This is a genomic window from Rhodococcus sp. NPDC059234, assembly GCF_042754225.1.
In the GTDB taxonomy this organism is placed as follows: Bacteria; Actinomycetota; Actinomycetes; order Mycobacteriales; family Mycobacteriaceae; genus Rhodococcus_G.
This window is the reverse complement of record NZ_JBHZAH010000096.1, coordinates 1-19,329: the sequence shown is the minus strand read 5'-3', so window position 1 is coordinate 19,329 and position 19,329 is coordinate 1. Positions and strand designations below refer to the sequence as shown.

Here is a 19,329-nt window from a genome sequence, read left to right as displayed (position 1 = left end):
AGTTCAATTCACTCGACCGGCCGCCATTGCACATATAATGATCAACGTGCACACCAACACCTCCGCGCCAGGCTCGACCGAATGAACTGTCGTCTGAGCATCGTGTTGCCTCTCCTTGCGCTGTCGCCGTCACCGCCCGCCGAAGAACGACTGCTGATCGCGCGTCGGTGTGTGCGGTTCCCGCTGACTGTGCAGACCGCTCTGCAGATCCGGAATCGGGCGACTGCCTGACGCTCGGATCCAAACCTGACCAAATCATTAGTCAATAGGGCCTGAGCCATTGACTAATAATTTAGTCAGTGTGAGGATCCTCTCATGACAGATACGTCACATGAACAGATGATCACCGACCGTGCCCCGTCGACGACCTGGCGGATGCCGGCCGAGTGGGCGCCCCACGAGCGGTGCCTCATGGCCTGGCCCACCCGTGAAAGCCTCTGGGGCCCCTACTTCGAGGAGGCGAAAGCCGAATACGCCGCGACCGCGAACGCGATCGCAGGGTTCGAGCCGGTCCTGCTGATCGCAAATCCTGGCCAGGGCGACGAGGCCCGCGCCGCGTGCGGCAGCAACGTGGAGGTCGTGGAGCTGGCAATCGACGACTCCTGGATCCGGGACTCGGGCCCGCTGGTCGTCCTCGAGCAGGCGGGGCGGCGTGCGGCCGTCGACTTCGGGTTCAACTCGTGGGGCGAGCGGTTCCTGCCGTACGACAAGGACGCCACCATCAGCCGTCGAGCGCTCGAGGTCCTCGGTATCGACCGCATCCCGTCGGACATGGTCCTCGAGGGCGGTGCGATCACGATCGACGGCGAAGGAACCCTGATCACGACGGAGCAGTGCCTGCTCAACGAGAACCGCAATCCCTCCATGTCGAGGGAGCAGATCGAGAACGAGCTCGAGGCGCGCTTGGGAGTGTCGAAGGTGATCTGGCTCCCCTACGGCGGCTATGACGACACCCACACCGACGGACACGTCGACGGCGTCTGTACCTACGTGCGGCCCGGCGTGGTGATCGCCCAGACCTGCGAAGACCCGGAGCTGCCCGACTACGAGCGGATGGCCGCGAACCTGAAGGTCCTGAGGGAGTCGACGGACGCCGCGGGCCGGCCCTTCGAGATCCTCGAACTGCCTCAGTTCCCCTACACGACGCTGCCGGACGGCACCGAGACGATGGTGGCCTATGCCAACTTCTACGTCGCGAACGGCGGCGTGATCGTCCCGACAGCGGGGCACGAACTCGACGACCCGGCCCTGGCGACGCTGCGCCTCGCGTTCCCGGACCGCGAGGTGGTCGGAGTGCCCGGCAACATCGTCGCGTACGGCGGCGGCGGCGTGCACTGCATCACCCAGCAGATCCCGGCGGCACACTCGACCCCGGCGGTGACCCGATGAATGCACACGACGGCGCCGACCTCGCCGGAGCGATCGGGCCGAAGATCGAGGATGACGGCCAGTTCGTGATCGTCACGTCGGTCGACACCGTGCTTCCGTCGCCCGCCCGCGACCTTCCTCCGACGAGGGACCGGATCCGGGTCGGCGCGGTGCAGACCTCATGGCACGCCGATCCGGAGGAGCACAAGGCCGCCCTGGCGGCCGGTGTGCGGCGTGCCGCCGACTTGGGCGCGCAGGTCGTGTGTCTGCAGGAGCTGACACTGAGCCCGTACTTCGCGACAGTTCCCGACAACGCCGATGCCGCGAACCACAGCGAGCCGATCCCCGACGGACCGACGACCTCGTTCGCGCGGGAACTCGCGGCCCGGCACGACATCTTCGTCCATGCCTCGCTCTACGAGCACAGCGACAGTGGGCAGGGGTTCAACACCGCGATCCTCGTCGGTCCGGACGGCGCGGTGCTCGCGCGGACCCGCAAGCTGCACATCCCGGCGTTCCCCGGGTACCACGAGGATCGCTACTTCGACTCCGGTGACAGCGGATTCCCCGTGATCGACGCCGCGGGCAGCCGGTTCGGATTCCCGACCTGCTGGGACCAGTGGTTCCCCGAGCTGGCTCGGGTGTACTCGATGCGCGGGGCCGAGATCCTCGTCTACCCCACGGCGATCGGTAGCGATCCCGACCTGAAGGAGTTCGACACCCAGCCGATGTGGCATCAGATGATCTCGGGAAACGGTCTGGCCAACGCCACCTTCATGGTGGCCGTCAATCGGATCGGCCACGAGGACGGGATCACCTTCTACGGATCGTCCTTCGTCTCGGATCCCTACGGCCGGACGATCGTTCAGGCTCCGCGTGATCGAGACAGCGTCCTCGTTGCGGATCTCGATCTGGACCAGCGGCGGGACTGGCTGACCTTCGGCCTGTTCGACACCCGTCAACCCGCCAGCTACGGCGATCTCACCGACGAGCCGCCCGCAGCCATGGCCTGAGCCGGCCACAGCCCGTGCCCGGCGGCCGCCCGCGGCACACCGAAAACAGATCAATCCCGAGGAGTCGAGGATGCGAATCACCAAGGTACAGCTCGCGGCGGCCGCCGCATGCACGATGGTCGTCCTGGCGGGATGCGGGGGACGCCCGGACACCACGCCCACCACCGTCAGCAACACCGAGTTCCTGAATCTTCCCGCCATGACGAACGCGGCCACCGGGCCCACGGACAGCGCGACCTGGGCGCTGTATCGCGATCCCACATCAGTGGATCCGGCCACCGCGATCGACTACCCGGAGAACACGGTCATCGCCACGATGTGCGAGTCGCTGCTCCGGCAGCAGCCCGACGGCACCATCACACCGGGACTGGCCGGCGAGTACCACTACACCTCGCCGACCACGCTGGTACTCACGTTGCGCTCCGATGTCCGTTTCTGGGACGGTCAGCCGCTCACGGCTGCCGATGTGGCGTTCAGCCTGCAACGCACCAAGGATCCGGAAACCGGCGGACTCTACGGCGAGACCCTGAACCGGATCAGCTCGATCAGCACCGACCGACCCGATACCGTCACCCTCAATCTGAGCAGCCCCGACTACTGGCTCCCCGGCGAACTCGCGGCGATGCCGGGCGTCGTCATCCAGGAGAAGTATGCCCGCGACCGAGGACGCGACTACGGAACGCCCAGTGGCGGCGCCATGTGTACGGGCCCGTACAAGCTGGCGGAATGGACCGCGGGCGATCGCCTGAAGGTCACCGCCAACCCCGACTACTGGGACGCGTCGCTGAAGCCGATGACGAACGAGATCGACTTCCGGGGTGTGTCCGACGCCGCCACACTGACCACGGGTCTGTCGACCGGTGAGATCAGCGGCACGTGGATCAACGACACCTCCACGTTGGCGCAGTTGCAACGGACCAGCAATGTCACCGTCCATCTCGGGCCGTCCTTCGAGACCGAGTTCTTCATCCCCGCCAACCTCACCGGTGTGCTCGGCGATCCCCGTGTGCGGCAGGCGTTGTCGCTCGCCTTCGATCGAACCAGCTTCGACAGCGCCGTCTACCAGGGCAACGCGGTCGCCCCGCGGATGGCGTCGAACCCGGGGACGTGGGGATACGCCGAGGACACGTTCGCCGCGGCCTGGAACGCCGCTCCCGAACCGACCCAGGACCTCGAGAAGGCCAGGCAGCTCGTCGCCGAGGCAGGCGCGGCCGGCAAGCCACTCGTCATCGGCACCTCCACCGGCATCAAGACGGTGAACACCGCCGCCAACGCCTGGATGGAGGCGGCCAACGCGATCGGGCTCGAGGCCAGCCTGCGCAACGTCTCGCCGCAGAACTACATCAACTTCTTCACCGATCCGGATGCGCGCGCCGGCGTCGACGCGTTCAGCACCACGACGTACGGCGACTACGCCGATCCGGCGGCGTTGATCGCCCTGTACACGGAACCCGGCGGGTCGCAGAACTTCTCGGGCTACCGCAACCCGGAGCTGTCCGCCCTCCTGAACCGGGCTCGCACGGAGCCGGATCCGGTTCGCCGTGCCGAGTTGACGGTCGAGGCCGACAAGCTGGTCATGCGGGAACTGCCCTGGATCCCCATGTCGCACCCCGCCTCGTTCCTGGTACTCGACAAGAAGCTGGCCGGCGCTCCGACGTCCTTCGCCTACATGCAGGCGCCGTGGCTGGCCAAGCTCGGACAGGGGAACTGACGTGCGTAGGTTCCTTCTCCGGCGCAGCGCCCTGCTGCTCGCCACCCTGTTCGCGGCCAGCGTCGCGATCTATGCGGCGATGTACCTGGCACCGGGCGACCCGATCGCGGTCTTGACGGGCGGGCGGCAGGTCACGCCCGAGGTGCGGGCGCAGTTGACCGCTCGGTACCACCTCGACGACCCGCTGCCGGTGCGCTACTGGAACTGGCTGACGTCCGCATTCCACGGGGATTTCGGGTATTCCATCGCCAGCAGGGAAGACGTGTCGACGCTGATAGTGCAGCGCGCACCCACGACGATCGAGCTGGTCACGTACGCGTCGGTCATCATCGCCGTGGTCGGGATCGGGATCGGCGTCCTCAGCGCGCTGAAGCCCGGTTTCGTCGACACCACAGTGCTGCTGGTGACCACGGTGCTCGCCGCGATTCCGTCGTTCGTTGCCGCGCTCTTCCTGATCAGCGTCTTCTCGGTGAAGTTGGGCTGGTTCCCGGCGCTGGGGGAGGGCGAAGGATTCTCCGACCAGATCGTGCACCTCACCCTCCCCGCCGTCGCGCTGGCGGTGGCGTCGCTCGCGCTCGTCGCACGCGTCACTCGTGCATCGGTGCGTGACGAATCCAAGCGCGAGCACGTCCAGACCGCCATCAGTCGCGGGTTGCCGGTCGGGATCGTGTTGCGCCGTCACGTCCTCCGCAACGCGGCCATCCCCATCACGACCGTCACCGGCCTCACCATCGCCTCGCTCATCGTCCTGGCGTCGGTGGTGGAACAGGCATTCAACCTCAACGGATTGGGGGCCACGTTGGTCACCGCAGCACAGAACAAGGATTTCGCAGTGGTACAGGCTGTCTCCCTGATCATGGTGGTGGCGTTCGTGCTCATCAACAGCATCGTCGACTTCCTGTACGCGCTGCTCGACCCGCGCGTCAGCCTCGGAACGGCGGCGGCATGACGGCCACCGCGACCGGGCACGCCCCCGTCACCGGCGCCGTTGCCACCCCCGCCCGCGGTCGGCGACTTCCGGGTCTGCGGGGAGTCGGGTGGCTGGGATACGCCAGCGCGGTGATCATCGTGCTCGCGGCGCTCGTCGCTGTGTTCGGTCCGCTCATCGCGCCGTTCCCGCCGAACCAGGGCGATCTGGCCCACGCCTTCGTCGGGGCGAGCCCCGCACATCCACTGGGTTACGACTCCCAGGGACGCGACATCTTGTCGCGGCTGCTGGTCGGCGCGCGCTCGTCGATGCTCGGCGCCCTCGTCGTCATCGCTGTGGCCATGACCGCCGGAACCGTGCTCGCGGTCATCGCGGCGTGGCGGAAGGGCTGGGTCGACAGCCTGATTTCCTCGTGCTCGGACCTGGTGTTCGCCTTCCCCGGCCTGCTCCTTGCCGTGCTCGCTGCGGCCGTGTTCGGTCCCAGTCAGTGGTCCGCCGCCCTGTCGCTCGCGGTGGCGTACACCCCGTACGTGGCCAGGATCGTCCGAGGAGCGGCGATCCGGGAACGATCACTTCCCTACATCGAGGCACTCGAGGTCCAGGGCAGCGCCGCCTGGGCCATCTGTACCCGGCACGTCGCGCCCAACATCGCCCCCGTGATCGTCGCACAGGGAACCATCCTCTTCGGTTGGGCCGCACTGGATCTGGCGGCGATCTCCTTCCTCGGTCTCGGCGTTCAGCCGCCACAGGCGGACTGGGGCGTAATGGCGGCCGACGGCCAAACCGGTGTGCTGCAAGGGTTTCCCGCCGAGTCCCTGACCGCCGGCGTCGCGCTGGTACTCGTCATCGTCGCGTTCAACGTCCTCGGAGAGCGACTCAACGACCGACAGACCAAGGATCACTCATGACGAAAGCACTTCCGACGACCGCACCGCGTTCGACCGCCTCGGCCCCACCGGGTTCAGGTGCGCCACTGGTCGCCGTGGAGGACCTGAACCTGACGCTCGACGTCGCCGGACAGAAGCGCCTTGTGCTCCGCGACGTCTCACTGACGATCGAGCGCGGGGAAGCGCTCGCGCTCGTCGGCGAGTCCGGTGCGGGCAAGTCCATGACGGCGCGGACGATCGCCCAGCTGCTGCCGGACCGGGCGACCACGACGGGCTCGGTCCGCTTCGAAGGACGCGAAATGCTGGGTCTTCGTGGGGAACCGCTGCGCCGTGCCCGCGGGGGCATGTCCGTCATCTTCCAGGATCCTCGTGCGTACATCAATCCGGTCCGGCGCATCGGCGACTTCCTCACCGAGCAACTCCGGACGGTCGCCCGCGTCGATCGGCACGCGGCGACCCGGCGCGCCCAGCAGATGTTGTCGGAGGTCGGCATCACCGATACCGCCTGCAGGATGCGCCAGTACCCCGGCGACTTGTCCGGGGGCATGCTGCAGCGGGTCATGATCGCCTCGGCACTGCTGGCAGACCCGAAGCTGATCCTCGCCGACGAGCCGACGACGGCTCTGGATGTCACGACGCAGTCCGAGGTGATGGCGATCCTCGACGAGTTGCGCCACGACGCGGGCGTCGCCCTGCTGTTCATCACCCACGACCTCGACCTGGCCGCGGCCGTGTGCGATCGCACCGCGGTCATGTATGCGGGCCAGATCGTGGAAACCCAACAGTCCGCGGGACTGCATCACCATCCACGGCACCCCTACACCGCGGCCCTCGCCGCCGCACGTCCGCACTGGGAACGACCACGGCCCAGGCTCGACTCGATCGCGGGGCGCCCGATCGGGGCGTGGGAGGCAGCCGAGACGTGCGCGTTCGCGGATCGTTGCCCGCACCGGATGGCGCGCTGCACAGAGTCGGGGTCAGTACCCCTCACCCACGAGTCCGGCCGCGCGGTGCGCTGTGTGCGCTCCGACGAACTCGGATCACTTCTGCAAGGGGATTCCGAATGACAGATCCGATCCTGACGGTGAAGGACCTCAGCAAGACCTTCGGCGCGTTCACGGCGGTCGACGGTGTCACGTTCGAGCTGGCCGCGGGTTCCTCGATCGGCATCGTCGGCGAATCGGGCTCCGGCAAGACAACCGTCGCCCGTATGATCATCGGCCTGGAACAGCCGAGTGCCGGCGCCATCACCTGCTGCGGAAACGACCGCTCGCATCCGTCGCGTGCAACCGGTGCCAGAAGAGCGCGTGCACGTGAGGCGCAGATGGTGTTCCAGGATCCGTACACGAGCCTCGACCCACACCAGACGATCCACCAGACGCTCGCCGAGGCGGTACGCCTGCACGAGACAAACTCGGCGACAACGTATTCCGAGCGGGTGCAGGCGCTTGCCGACATGGTTTCGCTCGATGCACGGCTGCTGGCCTCCATGCCCGGTCACCTGTCGGGCGGCCAGCGGCAGCGCGTCGCGATCGCGCGGGCCCTCGCAGCCGATCCTCGCGTGCTCGTCCTCGACGAGGCCGTCGCTGCTCTCGATGTCTCCATCCAGGCTCAGATCCTGAACCTGCTGGCCGACATCCGCGACGCCACGGGACTCGCGTACGTGTTCATCACCCACGACCTCGCCGTGGTCCGGCAGGTCACCGAACACAGCATCGTGATGCAGAAGGGTCGGATCGTCGAGAGCGGACGAACGGCGGACCTGCTTCGGAATCCGAAGCATCCGTACACCCGCGCGCTGCTCGACAGCGTCCCCCGCCCCGGATGGACACCTGCACGGCGGGCCGTGCCCGTCGTGGAACCGGTTGCCTAGCGGTTACGGATCCGCCACCGGCCGAACGTACCTCGGTCGCGGACCTCCGGCCCGGTGACCGAGATCCACCCAGCATCCGAAACCAACGAACTGTCACGATATTTCACACGAAGGAGTCTCCACCATGGGTTCGTCCGCTACCGAGCTGAACCAGATCGTTGCCGTCGCAGGCCTGGCATCCGCCGTCCTGGCGGTAGCCAGCGGCGTCGCAGGTGTCGCCCTGCTCTCCGCGGGGTAGGACTTGCTCTCGGTGGGACGGGTCCTCGCCCCACCGCCGAGACGAGACATCCCGACGGATTACCCGACAGGCTCACCTCCGGAGCACAGGGATACGAGAGGACACTCTGGGCCCGTATCGGATTCGATACGGGCCCAGATCTTTTCAGATCAGGTCAGCCGATGCTGAAGGGCTGGCCCCAGAGGGTGACGGTGCCCTTGACGTTCTCGGTGTCGACGGTGACGTTGACGTAGGAGCGGGCCTGGGCGTAGCCGGCGCAGCCTTCGACGCTCATGGTGGAGTCGGCCCAGGTGACGCTGCCGGTGGCGCCTTCGAAGGAATGCTCACCGGAGTGCGACTCGCCACCGAAGTCGTCGGCGGATTCGAGGTCGAGGACGGAGAAGCTGGCGGCCGCGCCGGGGCCGATGGCGACGGTGCCGGCACTGTCGGCGGTCATCGAGGCGTCGCCGTCCTCGTTCGCCCAGGTGGTGCCGCCGCCGGCGTTGTGGCCGGTCTCGCCGCCCAGGGTGAGCTGGCAGGCCACGATGTAGCCGGGTTCGATGTCGCCGCCCTCGGCGCCGGAGCCGCCGGAGATCTCGACCTTCGCCGAGCCGGAGACCCACACGTTGCGGTGCAGCGGGGTCGCGCCCATCGAGCCGGAGATGTTCGCGGACTCGCCGGTCATGGTGACGGTGACGACGGTGCCGTCGGCGAGGGTCTTCGTGACGGTGCCGCCGGGCAGTGGGACGAAGGTGTCGGCGTTCGCCGCGCCCGCGGAGAAGAAGCCGAGGGCGATGGCGGCGGCGCTGCCGAGCGCCGCGGACTGCAGCCCGCGGCGCAGGCCGGCGGTGGTGGTGGCGTTCATGAAGTCCCCTTTGAAGTTTCGGGTTTCGGGTATGGGTGTGAAGGGTGTGCGTGCTGTACCCCGATGGGCATGCAATACGTGCACGGGCGGCGAAGCCGCCCTGCTATCCGATGCTGAACGGCTGGCCGTACAGGGTGGTCTTGGAGTAGTCGTTGCCGACGATCTCGACCACGGTGTAGGCGCGGGCCTGGGCGTAGCCGCCGCAGTTCTGGATCTCGAGCTGGGTGTCCTGGTACTGGACCGCGTACTTCCCGCTGCGCTTGATGTCCTTGCCCGCGACACCGACGAACTTGACCTGACCGGGCGAGACCGGAACGGTCAGCGAACCCGAGATCGACGGGCCGTCCATGCTCACGCCCATCCCGATGGACCCACCGAGGCCGGTGATGTCGACCTGGCAGCCGACGATGTAGCCGGTGCTGATCCGCGAGACACCGTGCGTGGACGAGTTGTTCGTGCCCTTGTCGCCCGCGGCGCCGTTCCACGGCCCGGCCTCGCCCTCTGAGACACCGGTCACATCGGCGGTGACCGTACCCGAAACCCAGGCGGTGCGTCCGGCGCCGTTGGCGGCCAGCGACGGGGAGATCAGGGCACTCTCGCCGACACGCCCGACGACCACTCCCGGTCCGGCCTTCTGTCCGTCCGGTAGCGGCACGAACGTGTCGGCGTGCGCCGCGCCGGTCGACATCAGGCCGATCACCACGGCCGCGACGGCACCGGCTCCGGCGAAGCGCGCGCCGCGACGGACGGTGGAGAAGCGGAGGTTCATGTGTTTCCTCTCGGGGTTGGGTGGCTCACTTCGGTGAGCGGGTGGTGCGTCATCAGTGCTTCACCATCAAAGGCATTGGGGTGCTGCGTAATCCGCTGGCGGTGATTCCAGGGACGGAGTCCGCCGGCACGGTTCACGACCACCCCAGTGCGCGTCTGTGTGGGTCGTCCTCGGGCACGCGTAGATTCCTTTGCCTCTGACACAGGGGAGTCGTGTGATGTGAGTCACTGAAGTGGAGTCAGTATGTGCCACGCCACGATCACGGCCACTGGCCGGAAAGGTGAATCTCGGTGATGCAGAAACGCCGAAAAGTACTGTCCCGGCTCGTGCCTCGGGTCAGCGGCCGCATCTCGACAGCGTTGTACGCAAGCGCGCGCATGATCGGCGGCACCCCGCGGTGCCTGGTGTTGCCGCACGTGTCTCCGCTGCGCCGACGGACCCCGCCGTGTGCCGTTCCCGACGCATCGCTTTCAGGACCGGCGCACGCTGAGGGTGCGAGGGGAGTGCGATGTCAGCCGGGAAGCCTGTCGGGTCTTGAATGTTCGGGGGAGTGGGGGATTCTTGCCCTAGCGCGCCGGGCGGGGTCCGAGCTCGACTGTGATGGCCCGGGCGGCGAGATGCTGGGCCCTTTCGAGGGTGATCGACCCGCTGAGCCAGCGTTCGCTCAGTCCTTCGACGAGCGCGGTGAGACGTTCGGAGGCGTCGGTGGGGTCGGCCTCCGGGTCGGCCAGGTCGACGGACTGCGCCTCGATGATGAGGGCTTCGATGTCTTTGGCCCAGGCGTGCGTCGCGGCGCGGAGTTGTTCGCGTAGATCCTCGTTGAAGATCGCGCTGGCCCGGAGTTCGCCCCAGGCAATGCTGTTCTCCCGGACTGCGGGGGCATCCTGGATCTCGAGTAGGAGGGTCTGCTCGAGCTGGGTGCGCGGGTCCGCCGACTCGAGGGAGTCCGCGGTGTAGCGTTCGGCCCGCTCATTGATGTGCTCGAGTGCGCGGCGCAGCACCCCGGCCCGGTCCTGGAAGTGGTAGTAGATCAGGGCGGTCGAGACCCCGGCCTCGGCGGCGAGCTTCTCGATCCGCAGTCCGCGCACGCCACTTTGCGCGATGACGCGTACTGCAGCTTCCAGGATCTGAGTTTGTCGGTCGGACACAGGACCTCACTGTACGGATCGTGGAGGGCGGCGGTCCCGCGACCCGATCAAACCGGGATCGTCGGGACCGCCGCCCTCCGGTTCGGCAGGTGTGGGTTTCGCGATCAGTCCGCGGGTTCTTGTTGGGTGGTGCAGTGGATGCCGCCGCCGCCCGCGGCGATGGCGTCGATGTTGATCTGTACGACGCGGCGGTCGGGGAAGAGGCGTTCGAGTTCCTGTTTGGCTGCTTGGTCGGTGTCGGGGTCGCCGAATTCGGGGGCGATGACGGCGCCGTTGCAGATGTAGAAGTTGATGTAGCCGGCGGCGAAGTCGTCGGATTCGTGTGCGGGCCGGACCGAGCCAGGGGCGTCGAGGACGACGACGTCGAGTGTGCGTCCCTTCGCGTCGGTGGCTGTCTTGAGGATCTCGAGGTGTCGGGTGGTGACGTCGTGGTCGAACGATGTCGGGTCGGGGTCGTAGCCGGCGACGACGACGCCGGGACGGGCGAAGCGGGCGTAGAAGTCGGTGTGGCCGTCGGTGATGTCCTTGCCCTTGATGCCGGGCAGCCAGATGATTTTCTCGAGCCCGAGCAGGGCGACGAGTTCTTCTTCGACGTCGGCTTTCGACCGTCCGGGGTTGCGATTGTCGTTGAGGACGCAGCTCTCGGTGATGATGGCGGTGCCTTCGCCGTCGACTTCGATGCCGCCGCCCTCGAGGATCAGGTCGCTGGGCAGTGATTCGACGCCGGCGCGGGTGCAGACGAGGTTCGCCACTCCTGCGTCGTTGTCGAAGTCCTGTTTCTCGCCCCAGCCGTTGAAGTTGAAGTCGACTCCGGCCTTGGTGCCGTTGGCCTTGACGAACACCGGGCCGGTGTCGCGCATCCAGAGGTCGTCGAGCGGGGCGGTGACGAGGTCGATGGTGGGGCCGACCAGGCCGCGTGCCAGGTCGAGTTCTTCCGGGCGTACCAGCATGGAGACGGGTTCGAACTGGGCGATGGTCTGTGCGATCGTCGCGAGATTGCGGCGGACCTCGGGGAGCAGGGCGGCGCCCCAGATCGCCTCGCTGGCACCGAATGCCATCCAGGTCCGCTTGTGTGGGTCGCCCTCGTCGGGCATCCGCCACTCGCGCTGATCGTCGCCGCCCTCGACGGAAGACTCGGTGTCGGAGCATCCCGCCACCAGCAGTACGCCGGCCGCGGCCAGGCTCGACTGAATGAACTGTCGTCTGAGCATCACGTTTTCGTTCTCCTGGGTCCGTGCAGGCGCTGGTCGATGCCGATGCGCGGCTGCTTCACGATCATATCGTAGCTTGACTAAAAATATGGTCAGTGCATCGAGCCTGATCAACGGCTTGCCGACTTGGCTCCGGTGGTGCACCGTCGGCCTGTTAGGCTGGGAATGCTGACCGCATATTTAGTCAGTGTTCTGGGTGGGCGGACGCTCGACGGGACCCCGCAGTCGAGCACGCTTTTCGTTCCTGCCGGCGCCGGGGCGTACCGATCGCGCGATGCATTTTGGAGAGGGTCACATGGATGACGCATCGTTCGGGCGCTATCGCCTCCAGGAGCTGATCGGCGAGGGCGGCATGGGGCAGGTCTACAAGGCCCACGACACCGCCACCGATCGGGTCGTGGCGTTGAAGGTGTTGCCCGCGCACCTCGCCGCGGACAGCGAATTCCGGGAGCGGTTCCGCCGCGAGGCGCGGGTCACCGCGGCGCTACGCGAGCCGCACGTGGTGCCCATCCATGACTTCGGGGAGATCGACGGCCGTCTGTATCTGGACATGCGCCTGATCGAGGGTGCCGACGTGAGGTCGATCCTGAGTCGGTACGGGCCGATGCCGGTCGCCGTGGCTGTCTCCGTCGTCGACCAGGTCGCCGCCGCGCTCGACGCCGCGCACGCCGACGGGCTCGTGCACCGCGACGTCAAACCCTCGAACATTCTGGTCAGTGCCCGCAATTTCGCCTATCTCATCGATTTCGGCATCGCCCGGGTCGGCGGCGAAGCCGGGTTGACCGGTACGGGCGCGACGATGGGCACGCTCGCCTACATGGCCCCGGAGAGGTTCACGGCAGGGCATGGGGACGCACGGTCGGACGTCTACGCGCTCGCCTGCGTCCTGCACGAGTGCCTGACCGGGATGCCTCCGTTTCCCGGGGACAGCCCCGAGCAGCAACTGTCCGCGCATCTCGCGGGGCAACCGCCGCGGCCCAGTGCCGGCGGCGTCCCGGTGCCCGTGGGATTCGATGCGGTCGTCGCCCGGGGGATGGCGAAGGACCCCGCCGACCGCTACCCCTCGGCGGGCGCTCTCGCCGCCGCGGCCCACCAGGCCCTCGCCTCCGCTGCCTCCGCTGCCGCCGAGCCGCGGGTCCGCATGCCGGACATCGAGGCGGCACCTACCGTCGCGATGCACCGGGCCGCCGACGACGCCGGCCGGCCGCGGCCGACCCTGCGGTGGCAGTCGTCAATCGCAATCGACACCCCTGCGGGTCCAACCGCCCCGGCATTCGCGTCGGTGCCCGTGAACGATCGCCGGACGAGGCGACGACTCCCCGCGAAGAAGCTGGCCTGGGGGGCCTCGGCCGCAGGTGTTGCCGCCGCGATCGCCGTCGGCGTCGTCCTCGCGACGAACACTCCATCCGCGCCGCCATCGGACGCTGCGGACATGCCCTCCTATACAGAGCCGGTCACCGCCCCGGCGCCGCCCGCGCCGACCCCGGTACCGGCACTGCCCGCTCCTCATCTCTCGCCGACGGGCGGCCAGACGTCGAGCCGATCGCCTGAGCCTGACGCGCCACCCACGCAGGACGGGTCCTACGACTCGTACGACTACGGCTACGACGTGCCCTGACGGTACGGAGATCTCACGGAGGCGGGGCCTGACCAGGACATCTGACTAATTATTTAGTCAGAATGTATCCTGTGGTGGACAGGTAGGCGCGCCGCCCACAACGCGATGCGCCTGCGCCGCCAGTGGGATGCCGTCCCGCGGCGCGCCCTCGCTCACATCGCGAGCAGGGTGCGCCGGTACGTCAGGAGCGAACAGATGCGAAACAGCCCATTCGCGCACGTGGGCGACGCCCTCGGTGCGCTGCTCTGGGGTCGGGGCGGCGATGTCGAGGACGATCGCCGCCGGTTGATGCCGGAGGAAGGTGATCCGCACGAGCGGACCTGGATGGCGTTCGGGGCGAGTGAGGAGGTCTGGGGCCGGCGCCTGCTCCCCGAGGCACGTCGCAGTCTGGCCACCATCGCACGGACGATCGCCCGGTTCGAACCCGTGTCGATGCTGGTGCGTCCCGACGAGATCGATCTGGCCCGTCATTTCCTCGGCGATGCCCCCGTCGACATCGTCGCCGCCCCGCTCGACGACCTGTGGCTGCGCGATACCGGGCCGGTGTTCGTCAAGGGCGAGGGCGCCAAGGTCGGGGTCGACTTCAACTTCAACGGTTGGGGTAGGAAGCAGGGCCATGGCCGGGATCGAAAGGTGGCGGGCTTGGTCGCCCGCCGGGCCGGCGTGGGAGCGTTGCGCACCGATCTGGTGCTCGAGGGCGGCGCTGTCGAGGTCGACGGCGAGGGAACCGCGATCATCACCGAGAGCTGCGTGCTCAACCGCAACCGCAACCGCGGCTGGAAGAAGCGGGATGTCGAGGAGGAGCTGCAGTACCTGCTGGGCATCGAGAAGATCATCTGGCTGCCCGGTATCGCCGGCTACGACATCACCGACGGCCACACCGACTTCTATGCCCGCTTCGCCCGCCCCGGTGTCGTTGTCGCGGGGCTGGACACCGACCCGAGATCCTTCGACTACGACGTCACCCGGCGCCATCTGGATGTCCTGAATGCGGCCACCGACGCGCACGGACGCCCGCTGCGCGTCGAGGTGATCGAGGGTCCGTCCACGGTGCGACCCGGGTACGAATCCGATGACTTCGCGGCCGGCTACATCAACTTCTACGTCTGCAATGGCGCGGTCATTGCGCCGGAATTCGGTGACCTCGAAGGGGATTCGGCGGCCAGGCACACGTTGGAGCGACTGTTCCCGGGCCGCCAGGTCGTCCAGATCGACATCGACGGCATCGCAGCCGGCGGCGGCGGCATCCACTGCACCACCCAGCAGGAACCGGTGGGCTAGGGCTCATCTCGCGCCGTGGGGAGTCGGACCGGCGACACCTCCTGACAACGGTTGTGCGGCAACGAGTTTCGGTGAGCCTGCTGCCGCGACGGCGTCGCGGTCGCGGGCTCGTCGATCATCGTGGCCGGACCCCGCACGTGCGGGGTCCGGTCGGCGAGGGCCGTTCGAGGTATTGACTGAATTTTCAGTCGAGTCTATCGTCCTCCCATCGAGTGTGATGACCATCACCTGCTCGACCAGCTACTTCAGGAGGTCCGCAGTGCTCGTACGGCGCAGCGCCCACAACAGAGCGACGGCACCCGGTGTGGCCGCGAGTTCTCCGGACACGCCCGACAGTTCACTGTCGTCCGAGGATCGATTCGGCCACGTCGAGGCCGTCGGCGTCGAGTACATACCGGAGTCTGGGCGCGATTCACGGCCGCGGAACATGCTCGCGGTGTTCTTCGGTGGGAATCTCGCGTTCTCGGTGATCGTCTTCGGGTGGCTCCCCATCACCTTCGGTCTGAGTTGGGTGGGCGCGGTCACCGCGAGCATGGCCGGAATCGGTGTCGGCACACTGCTCATCGCGCCGCTGGCCCTGCTCGGACCGCGCACGGGTACGAACAACACCGTGTCCAGCGGAGCTCATTTCGGCGTGAACGGTCGGATGATCGGGTCGTTGCTCACCCTGCTGTTTGCGTTGGCGTATGCGGCGATCGCCGTCTGGACGTCGGGTGACGCCCTCGTGGCGGCCGCGCACCGGCTGTTCGGAACGCCGACGAACAACGCCACGCTCGCCGTCGGATACGGGCTGATCGCGACCGAGATCGTGGTTGTGGCGCTGTTCGGGCACGGCACGGTGGTCACGCTGCAGAAGTTCGTGCTTCCCGTGGTCGGGGTGTTGCTGCTGCTCGGGGTGTTCGCGTTCGGCGGCCAGTTCGAACCGGGTGCACCCGGCGGCGACTACCTGCTCGGCAGCTTCTGGCCGACCTGGCTTCTTGCTGTCGGGTTGGCCGTCGGTGGGCCGCTCTCGTACGCCCCTACCCTGGGTGACTACAGCCGCCGAATCTCCCGAATCAAGTACAGCGACCGCTCCGTCGTCGCGGCCACGACGCTGGGCATCTTCTTCGGCCTCTTCTCGACGGCCGCCTTCGGATCGTTCACCGCATCCACGTTCGCCGACCCGACCGAGTCGTACGTGAACGACCTCGTCGTCGCGTCGCCGGGCTGGTACGTCCTTCCGATCGTCCTGATCGCCCTGGCGGGCGGTCTCGGGCAGGGCGTCCTGAACGTGTACGCGAGCGGGTTGGACCTGGAGGCGCTGATCCCTCGCCTGAGCCGGGTGCACACCACGCTGATCACGTCCCTGATCGCGGTCGTGCTGCTCTACGTCGGCGTATTCGTTGTCGACGCGGTCGATTCGATCACGGCGATGACCCTGCTGCTCAACGGAGCCGCGGCACCGTGGATCGCCATCAACGTCGTCGGTTTCCTGGTCGCACGCCGCGGCCAGTACGACCCCACGGACCTTCAGGTGTTCAACCAGGGCAGGCGCGGGGGGCGCTACTGGTTCACCGGCGGCTGGAACCTGCGGGCGATCGTTCCCTGGGCGGTGGCATCGGTATTCGGGATCTGCGCCGTTCACACCGCCTTGTTCACAGGACCTTTCGCGAACATCGCCGGTGGCGTGGACGTGAGCCTGATCGGCTCGGTGGTGATCGCGGTCGCCGGCTATCTGACCGCGCTCCGTCTGTGGCCCGAACACGTTGCGCCAGTGGACAGGTGATCTACCCATGGAGCCGAGAGTAGATGCCAAGTGAGTACGCGACGGGATGCGATTCTGCGGGCCAGCGCGACCGCGATCGCGGAGCGCGGGATCCGGGGCCTGCGCGTGACCGACGTAGCCGACGCGGCCGGGGTGTCGGCGGGATTGCTCTACTACCACTTCCGCGACCGGATCGGCCTCCTCGAGGCGGCCCTGAACCACATCAACGACAGGGCGCGCGAGTACCGCAGCGAGGGCGAGGCCCTGACCGACTCCGCACGCGACCGGTTGCTGCGCTCCCTGCTGGGGGAGATCCAGGACCGGCCCGATGTGGTCGAGAACTCGCTCGCGTGGAACGAGTTGCGCGCCTCGGCTGTCTACGAGGAGGCGCTTCGTGGGCCGCTCGCCCGTACCACGGCGGCGTGGGTGTCCGAGATCGCGGACGCGGTGTCGCAGGCGCAGCTCGCGGGCGAGGTTGCCGGGACGATAGACCCCCATCGCGCTGCGGTCACGATGACGGCGCTCGTCGAGGGACTGTCCGGGCGTTGGTTGTGCCGCGAGATCAGCACCGACGACGCACGCAGCCTCGTGCTCGGAGCTGTCGAGACGGTGATGCCGTCAGAGCTGCGCAGACACCCATGACCGGCGGCGCGACCGCTGCCGCCGGCACTTCACACGTTCATGTCGATTCACACAGAAGGAAAGAACGATGACCACTGGTCCGATGACGGTGTCGACGGCTTTGACCCCGCCGACCTCCCCCGCTCGCTCGATCGACAGCTCTCGACCGCCGCTGCGGGTCGCGCTGGTCCAGCACCGCTGGCTGCCCGACCCCGACGAGCTGCGATCCGAGCTGTCCGCCGGGATCGGCCAGGCCGCCGGGTACGGCGCCCGGGTCGTGTTCCTGCCCGAGCTCACCCTCTCGAAGTACCCCGCCGACGTGCGTGCCACCGGCACTCCCGGCGAGCACGCGGAAGACCTGACGACCGGACCGACGTTCGAGTTCGCCTCCGCGGCAGCCCGGGAACACGGAGTGGCCGTTCACGCCTCGCTGTACGAACGCGCCGACGGCCCGGACGGGCTCGGATTCAACACCGCGATCCTGGTGTCACCGGACGGCGAGCTGCTCGGCCGCACCCGGAAGCTGCACATCCCGGTCAGCGCCGGGTACTACGAGGACACCTACTTCCGCGGCGGTCCGGCGCAGGACGCGTACCCGGTCTACAGCCCGGCCGAGCTGGACGGCGCCGCGATCGGGCTGCCGACCTGCTGGGACGAGTGGTTCCCCGAGGTGGCCCGCATGTACTCCCTCGGCGGCGCCGAGATCGTCGTCTATCCCACCGCCATCGGCTCCGAGCCGAGCTTCCCGGCCTTCGACACGCAACCGATCTGGCAGCACGTCATCGTGGGCAACGGCATCACCAACGGCACCTTCATGGTGGTCCCGAACCGCTGCGGTGACGAGGGCGGCGTGAACTTCTACGGCTCGTCGTTCATCTCCGATCCGTACGGGCGGGTGCTGGTGTCGGCCCCGCGGGACGAGCAGGCAGTCCTGGTCGCCGACCTCGACCTCGACCAGCGCAAGGACTGGCTCGACCTGTTCCCGTTCCTGACCACCCGGCGCCCGGACACCTACGACAGGCTCACCGTCCCCGTCGATCACGAGCGTCCCCACGGCGACCTGCACGCCCGGCCCGCTGCGGCGGTCCGGTCATGACGTGGCGGATGCCGAGCGAGACCGATCCGCAGGAGCGGGTGTGGATGGCGTTCCCACCGGAGGGTTCCTCCATCAGTGAGACCGCCGAGGCGGCACACGAGGCGCGCGTCGCCTGGTCGGCGGTCGCGCATGCCGTCGCCGCGTTCGAGCCGGTGACGATGGTCGTCGACCCGGCGGACATCGACGCCGCCCGCCGCTACCTGTCCGCGGACATCGACGTCGTCGAGGCGCCCCTCGACGACGCGTGGATGCGCGATATCGGACCCACTTTCGTGCTCGACGAGAACGACCGGCTGGGCGCGGTGGACTGGGTGTTCAACGGGTGGGGCCAGCAGGACTGGGCCGCCTGGGGCAAGGATCAGGCGATCGGCGGGGCGGTCACGCGCTGGTCGGGCGCCGACCCGGTGCCGTCGCCGATGGTCAACGAGGGCGGCGGCATCCAGGTCGACGGGCTCGGCACCGTGCTCGTCACCGAGACCGTGCAACTCGATCCCATGCGCAACCCCGGCCTGGACAAGGCCGCGGTCGAGGCCGAGCTGGCGCGCACCATCGGCACCGAGAACGTCATCTGGCTGCCGCGCGGCCTGACCCGTGACTCGCAGAGGTTCGGCACACGCGGGCACGTCGACATCGTCGCGGCCATTCCGTCGCCGGGCGTCCTGCTCGTTCACAGCCAAACCGACGCCTCGCACCCCGACCACGCGGTGACGCGCGATCTGCTCGCAGTGCTGTCCGAGAGCCGCGATGCCACCGGGGCGCCCTGGCAGATCGTGGAGGTGCCCGCACCCGCCGCGCTCCGGGACGCGGAGGGCTGGGTCGACTACAGCTACATCAACCATCTGGTTGTGAACGGCGGCGTCATCGCGTGCAGTTTCGACGACCCGCACGACGATGCCGCCGCCGGGATCCTCGCCGACGCGTACCCCGGTCGCAAGGTCGTCACCGTCGACGCCCGTCCCCTGTTCGAGCGCGGCGGCGG

General features: G+C 68.0%; 17 protein-coding genes. 13 read left to right on the top strand and 4 right to left on the bottom strand.

Annotated features, from left to right (window positions below):
* Positions 1–339 precede the first annotated feature (339 nt).
* The 7 genes from ACFXGJ_RS18500 to ACFXGJ_RS18470 all read left to right on the top strand — a co-directional run bounded on the left by ACFXGJ_RS18500 (position 340) and on the right by ACFXGJ_RS18470 (position 7,780).
* Positions 340–1,389: an agmatine/peptidylarginine deiminase gene (locus ACFXGJ_RS18500; RefSeq protein ID WP_378622919.1), complete on the top strand. Its 1,050-nt coding sequence runs from the start codon at positions 340–342 to the stop codon at positions 1,387–1,389.
* 65 nt (positions 1,390–1,454) lie between these two features.
* Positions 1,455–2,381, top strand: a complete 927-nt coding sequence (locus ACFXGJ_RS18495; RefSeq protein WP_378622929.1) for a nitrilase-related carbon-nitrogen hydrolase — start codon at positions 1,455–1,457, stop codon at positions 2,379–2,381.
* A gap of 70 nt (positions 2,382–2,451) precedes the next feature.
* Positions 2,452–4,092: an ABC transporter substrate-binding protein gene (locus ACFXGJ_RS18490; protein WP_378622916.1), complete on the top strand. Its 1,641-nt coding sequence runs from the start codon at positions 2,452–2,454 to the stop codon at positions 4,090–4,092.
* Between the two features lies 1 nt (position 4,093).
* A complete protein-coding gene (locus ACFXGJ_RS18485; RefSeq protein WP_378622913.1) occupies positions 4,094–5,041 on the top strand; it encodes an ABC transporter permease in 948 nt (315 codons plus the stop codon).
* On the top strand, positions 5,038–5,928 hold the full coding sequence (locus ACFXGJ_RS18480) for an ABC transporter permease (protein ID WP_378622908.1): 891 nt from the start codon (positions 5,038–5,040) through the stop codon (positions 5,926–5,928). The genes ACFXGJ_RS18485 and ACFXGJ_RS18480 overlap by 4 nt, the downstream gene beginning before the upstream one ends.
* Complete coding sequence (locus tag ACFXGJ_RS18475; RefSeq protein ID WP_378622906.1) at positions 5,925–6,974, top strand: ABC transporter ATP-binding protein; 1,050 nt, start codon at positions 5,925–5,927, stop codon at positions 6,972–6,974. The genes ACFXGJ_RS18480 and ACFXGJ_RS18475 overlap by 4 nt, the downstream gene beginning before the upstream one ends.
* Positions 6,971–7,780 carry an ABC transporter ATP-binding protein gene (locus tag ACFXGJ_RS18470; protein ID WP_378622903.1) on the top strand — a complete coding sequence of 270 codons (810 nt, stop codon included), beginning with the start codon at positions 6,971–6,973 and terminating at the stop codon, positions 7,778–7,780. The genes ACFXGJ_RS18475 and ACFXGJ_RS18470 overlap by 4 nt, the downstream gene beginning before the upstream one ends.
* A gap of 392 nt (positions 7,781–8,172) precedes the next feature.
* Here the strand turns inward: ACFXGJ_RS18470 and ACFXGJ_RS18465 are convergent, their stop codons facing one another.
* The 4 genes from ACFXGJ_RS18465 to ACFXGJ_RS18450 all read right to left on the bottom strand — a co-directional run bounded on the left by ACFXGJ_RS18465 (position 8,173) and on the right by ACFXGJ_RS18450 (position 11,990).
* The gene (locus tag ACFXGJ_RS18465) at positions 8,173–8,862 is read right to left on the bottom strand and encodes an MspA family porin (protein WP_378622900.1); all 690 of its coding nucleotides are present in this window, start codon (positions 8,860–8,862) and stop codon (positions 8,173–8,175) included.
* Between the two features lie 103 nt (positions 8,863–8,965).
* The gene (locus ACFXGJ_RS18460; protein ID WP_378622898.1) at positions 8,966–9,631 is read right to left on the bottom strand and encodes an MspA family porin; all 666 of its coding nucleotides are present in this window, start codon (positions 9,629–9,631) and stop codon (positions 8,966–8,968) included.
* A gap of 566 nt (positions 9,632–10,197) precedes the next feature.
* Positions 10,198–10,779 (bottom strand): TetR/AcrR family transcriptional regulator, encoded by a 582-nt coding sequence (locus ACFXGJ_RS18455; protein WP_378622895.1) that lies wholly within the window; start codon positions 10,777–10,779, stop codon positions 10,198–10,200.
* Positions 10,780–10,883: 104 nt separating this feature from the next.
* On the bottom strand, positions 10,884–11,990 hold the full coding sequence (locus ACFXGJ_RS18450; protein WP_378622924.1) for an agmatine/peptidylarginine deiminase: 1,107 nt from the start codon (positions 11,988–11,990) through the stop codon (positions 10,884–10,886).
* A 295-nt stretch (positions 11,991–12,285) separates the two neighbouring features.
* Between ACFXGJ_RS18450 and ACFXGJ_RS18445 the strand changes: the two genes are divergently transcribed.
* The 6 genes from ACFXGJ_RS18445 to ACFXGJ_RS18420 form a co-directional block, all read left to right on the top strand.
* Complete coding sequence (locus ACFXGJ_RS18445; protein WP_378622893.1) at positions 12,286–13,608, top strand: serine/threonine-protein kinase; 1,323 nt, start codon at positions 12,286–12,288, stop codon at positions 13,606–13,608.
* Positions 13,609–13,803: 195 nt separating this feature from the next.
* The gene (locus ACFXGJ_RS18440) at positions 13,804–14,889 is read left to right on the top strand and encodes an agmatine/peptidylarginine deiminase (RefSeq protein WP_378622891.1); all 1,086 of its coding nucleotides are present in this window, start codon (positions 13,804–13,806) and stop codon (positions 14,887–14,889) included.
* A 259-nt stretch (positions 14,890–15,148) separates the two neighbouring features.
* The gene (locus tag ACFXGJ_RS18435) at positions 15,149–16,654 is read left to right on the top strand and encodes a purine-cytosine permease family protein (RefSeq protein WP_378622888.1); all 1,506 of its coding nucleotides are present in this window, start codon (positions 15,149–15,151) and stop codon (positions 16,652–16,654) included.
* 30 nt (positions 16,655–16,684) lie between these two features.
* Complete coding sequence (locus ACFXGJ_RS18430) at positions 16,685–17,275, top strand: TetR/AcrR family transcriptional regulator (protein WP_378622885.1); 591 nt, start codon at positions 16,685–16,687, stop codon at positions 17,273–17,275.
* An 82-nt stretch (positions 17,276–17,357) separates the two neighbouring features.
* Positions 17,358–18,350 (top strand): nitrilase-related carbon-nitrogen hydrolase, encoded by a 993-nt coding sequence (locus ACFXGJ_RS18425; protein WP_378622922.1) that lies wholly within the window; start codon positions 17,358–17,360, stop codon positions 18,348–18,350.
* Positions 18,347–19,329 (top strand): agmatine/peptidylarginine deiminase (locus ACFXGJ_RS18420; protein WP_378622883.1); only part of this gene is annotated, 983 nt, incomplete at its 3' end. The genes ACFXGJ_RS18425 and ACFXGJ_RS18420, both read left to right, overlap by 4 nt.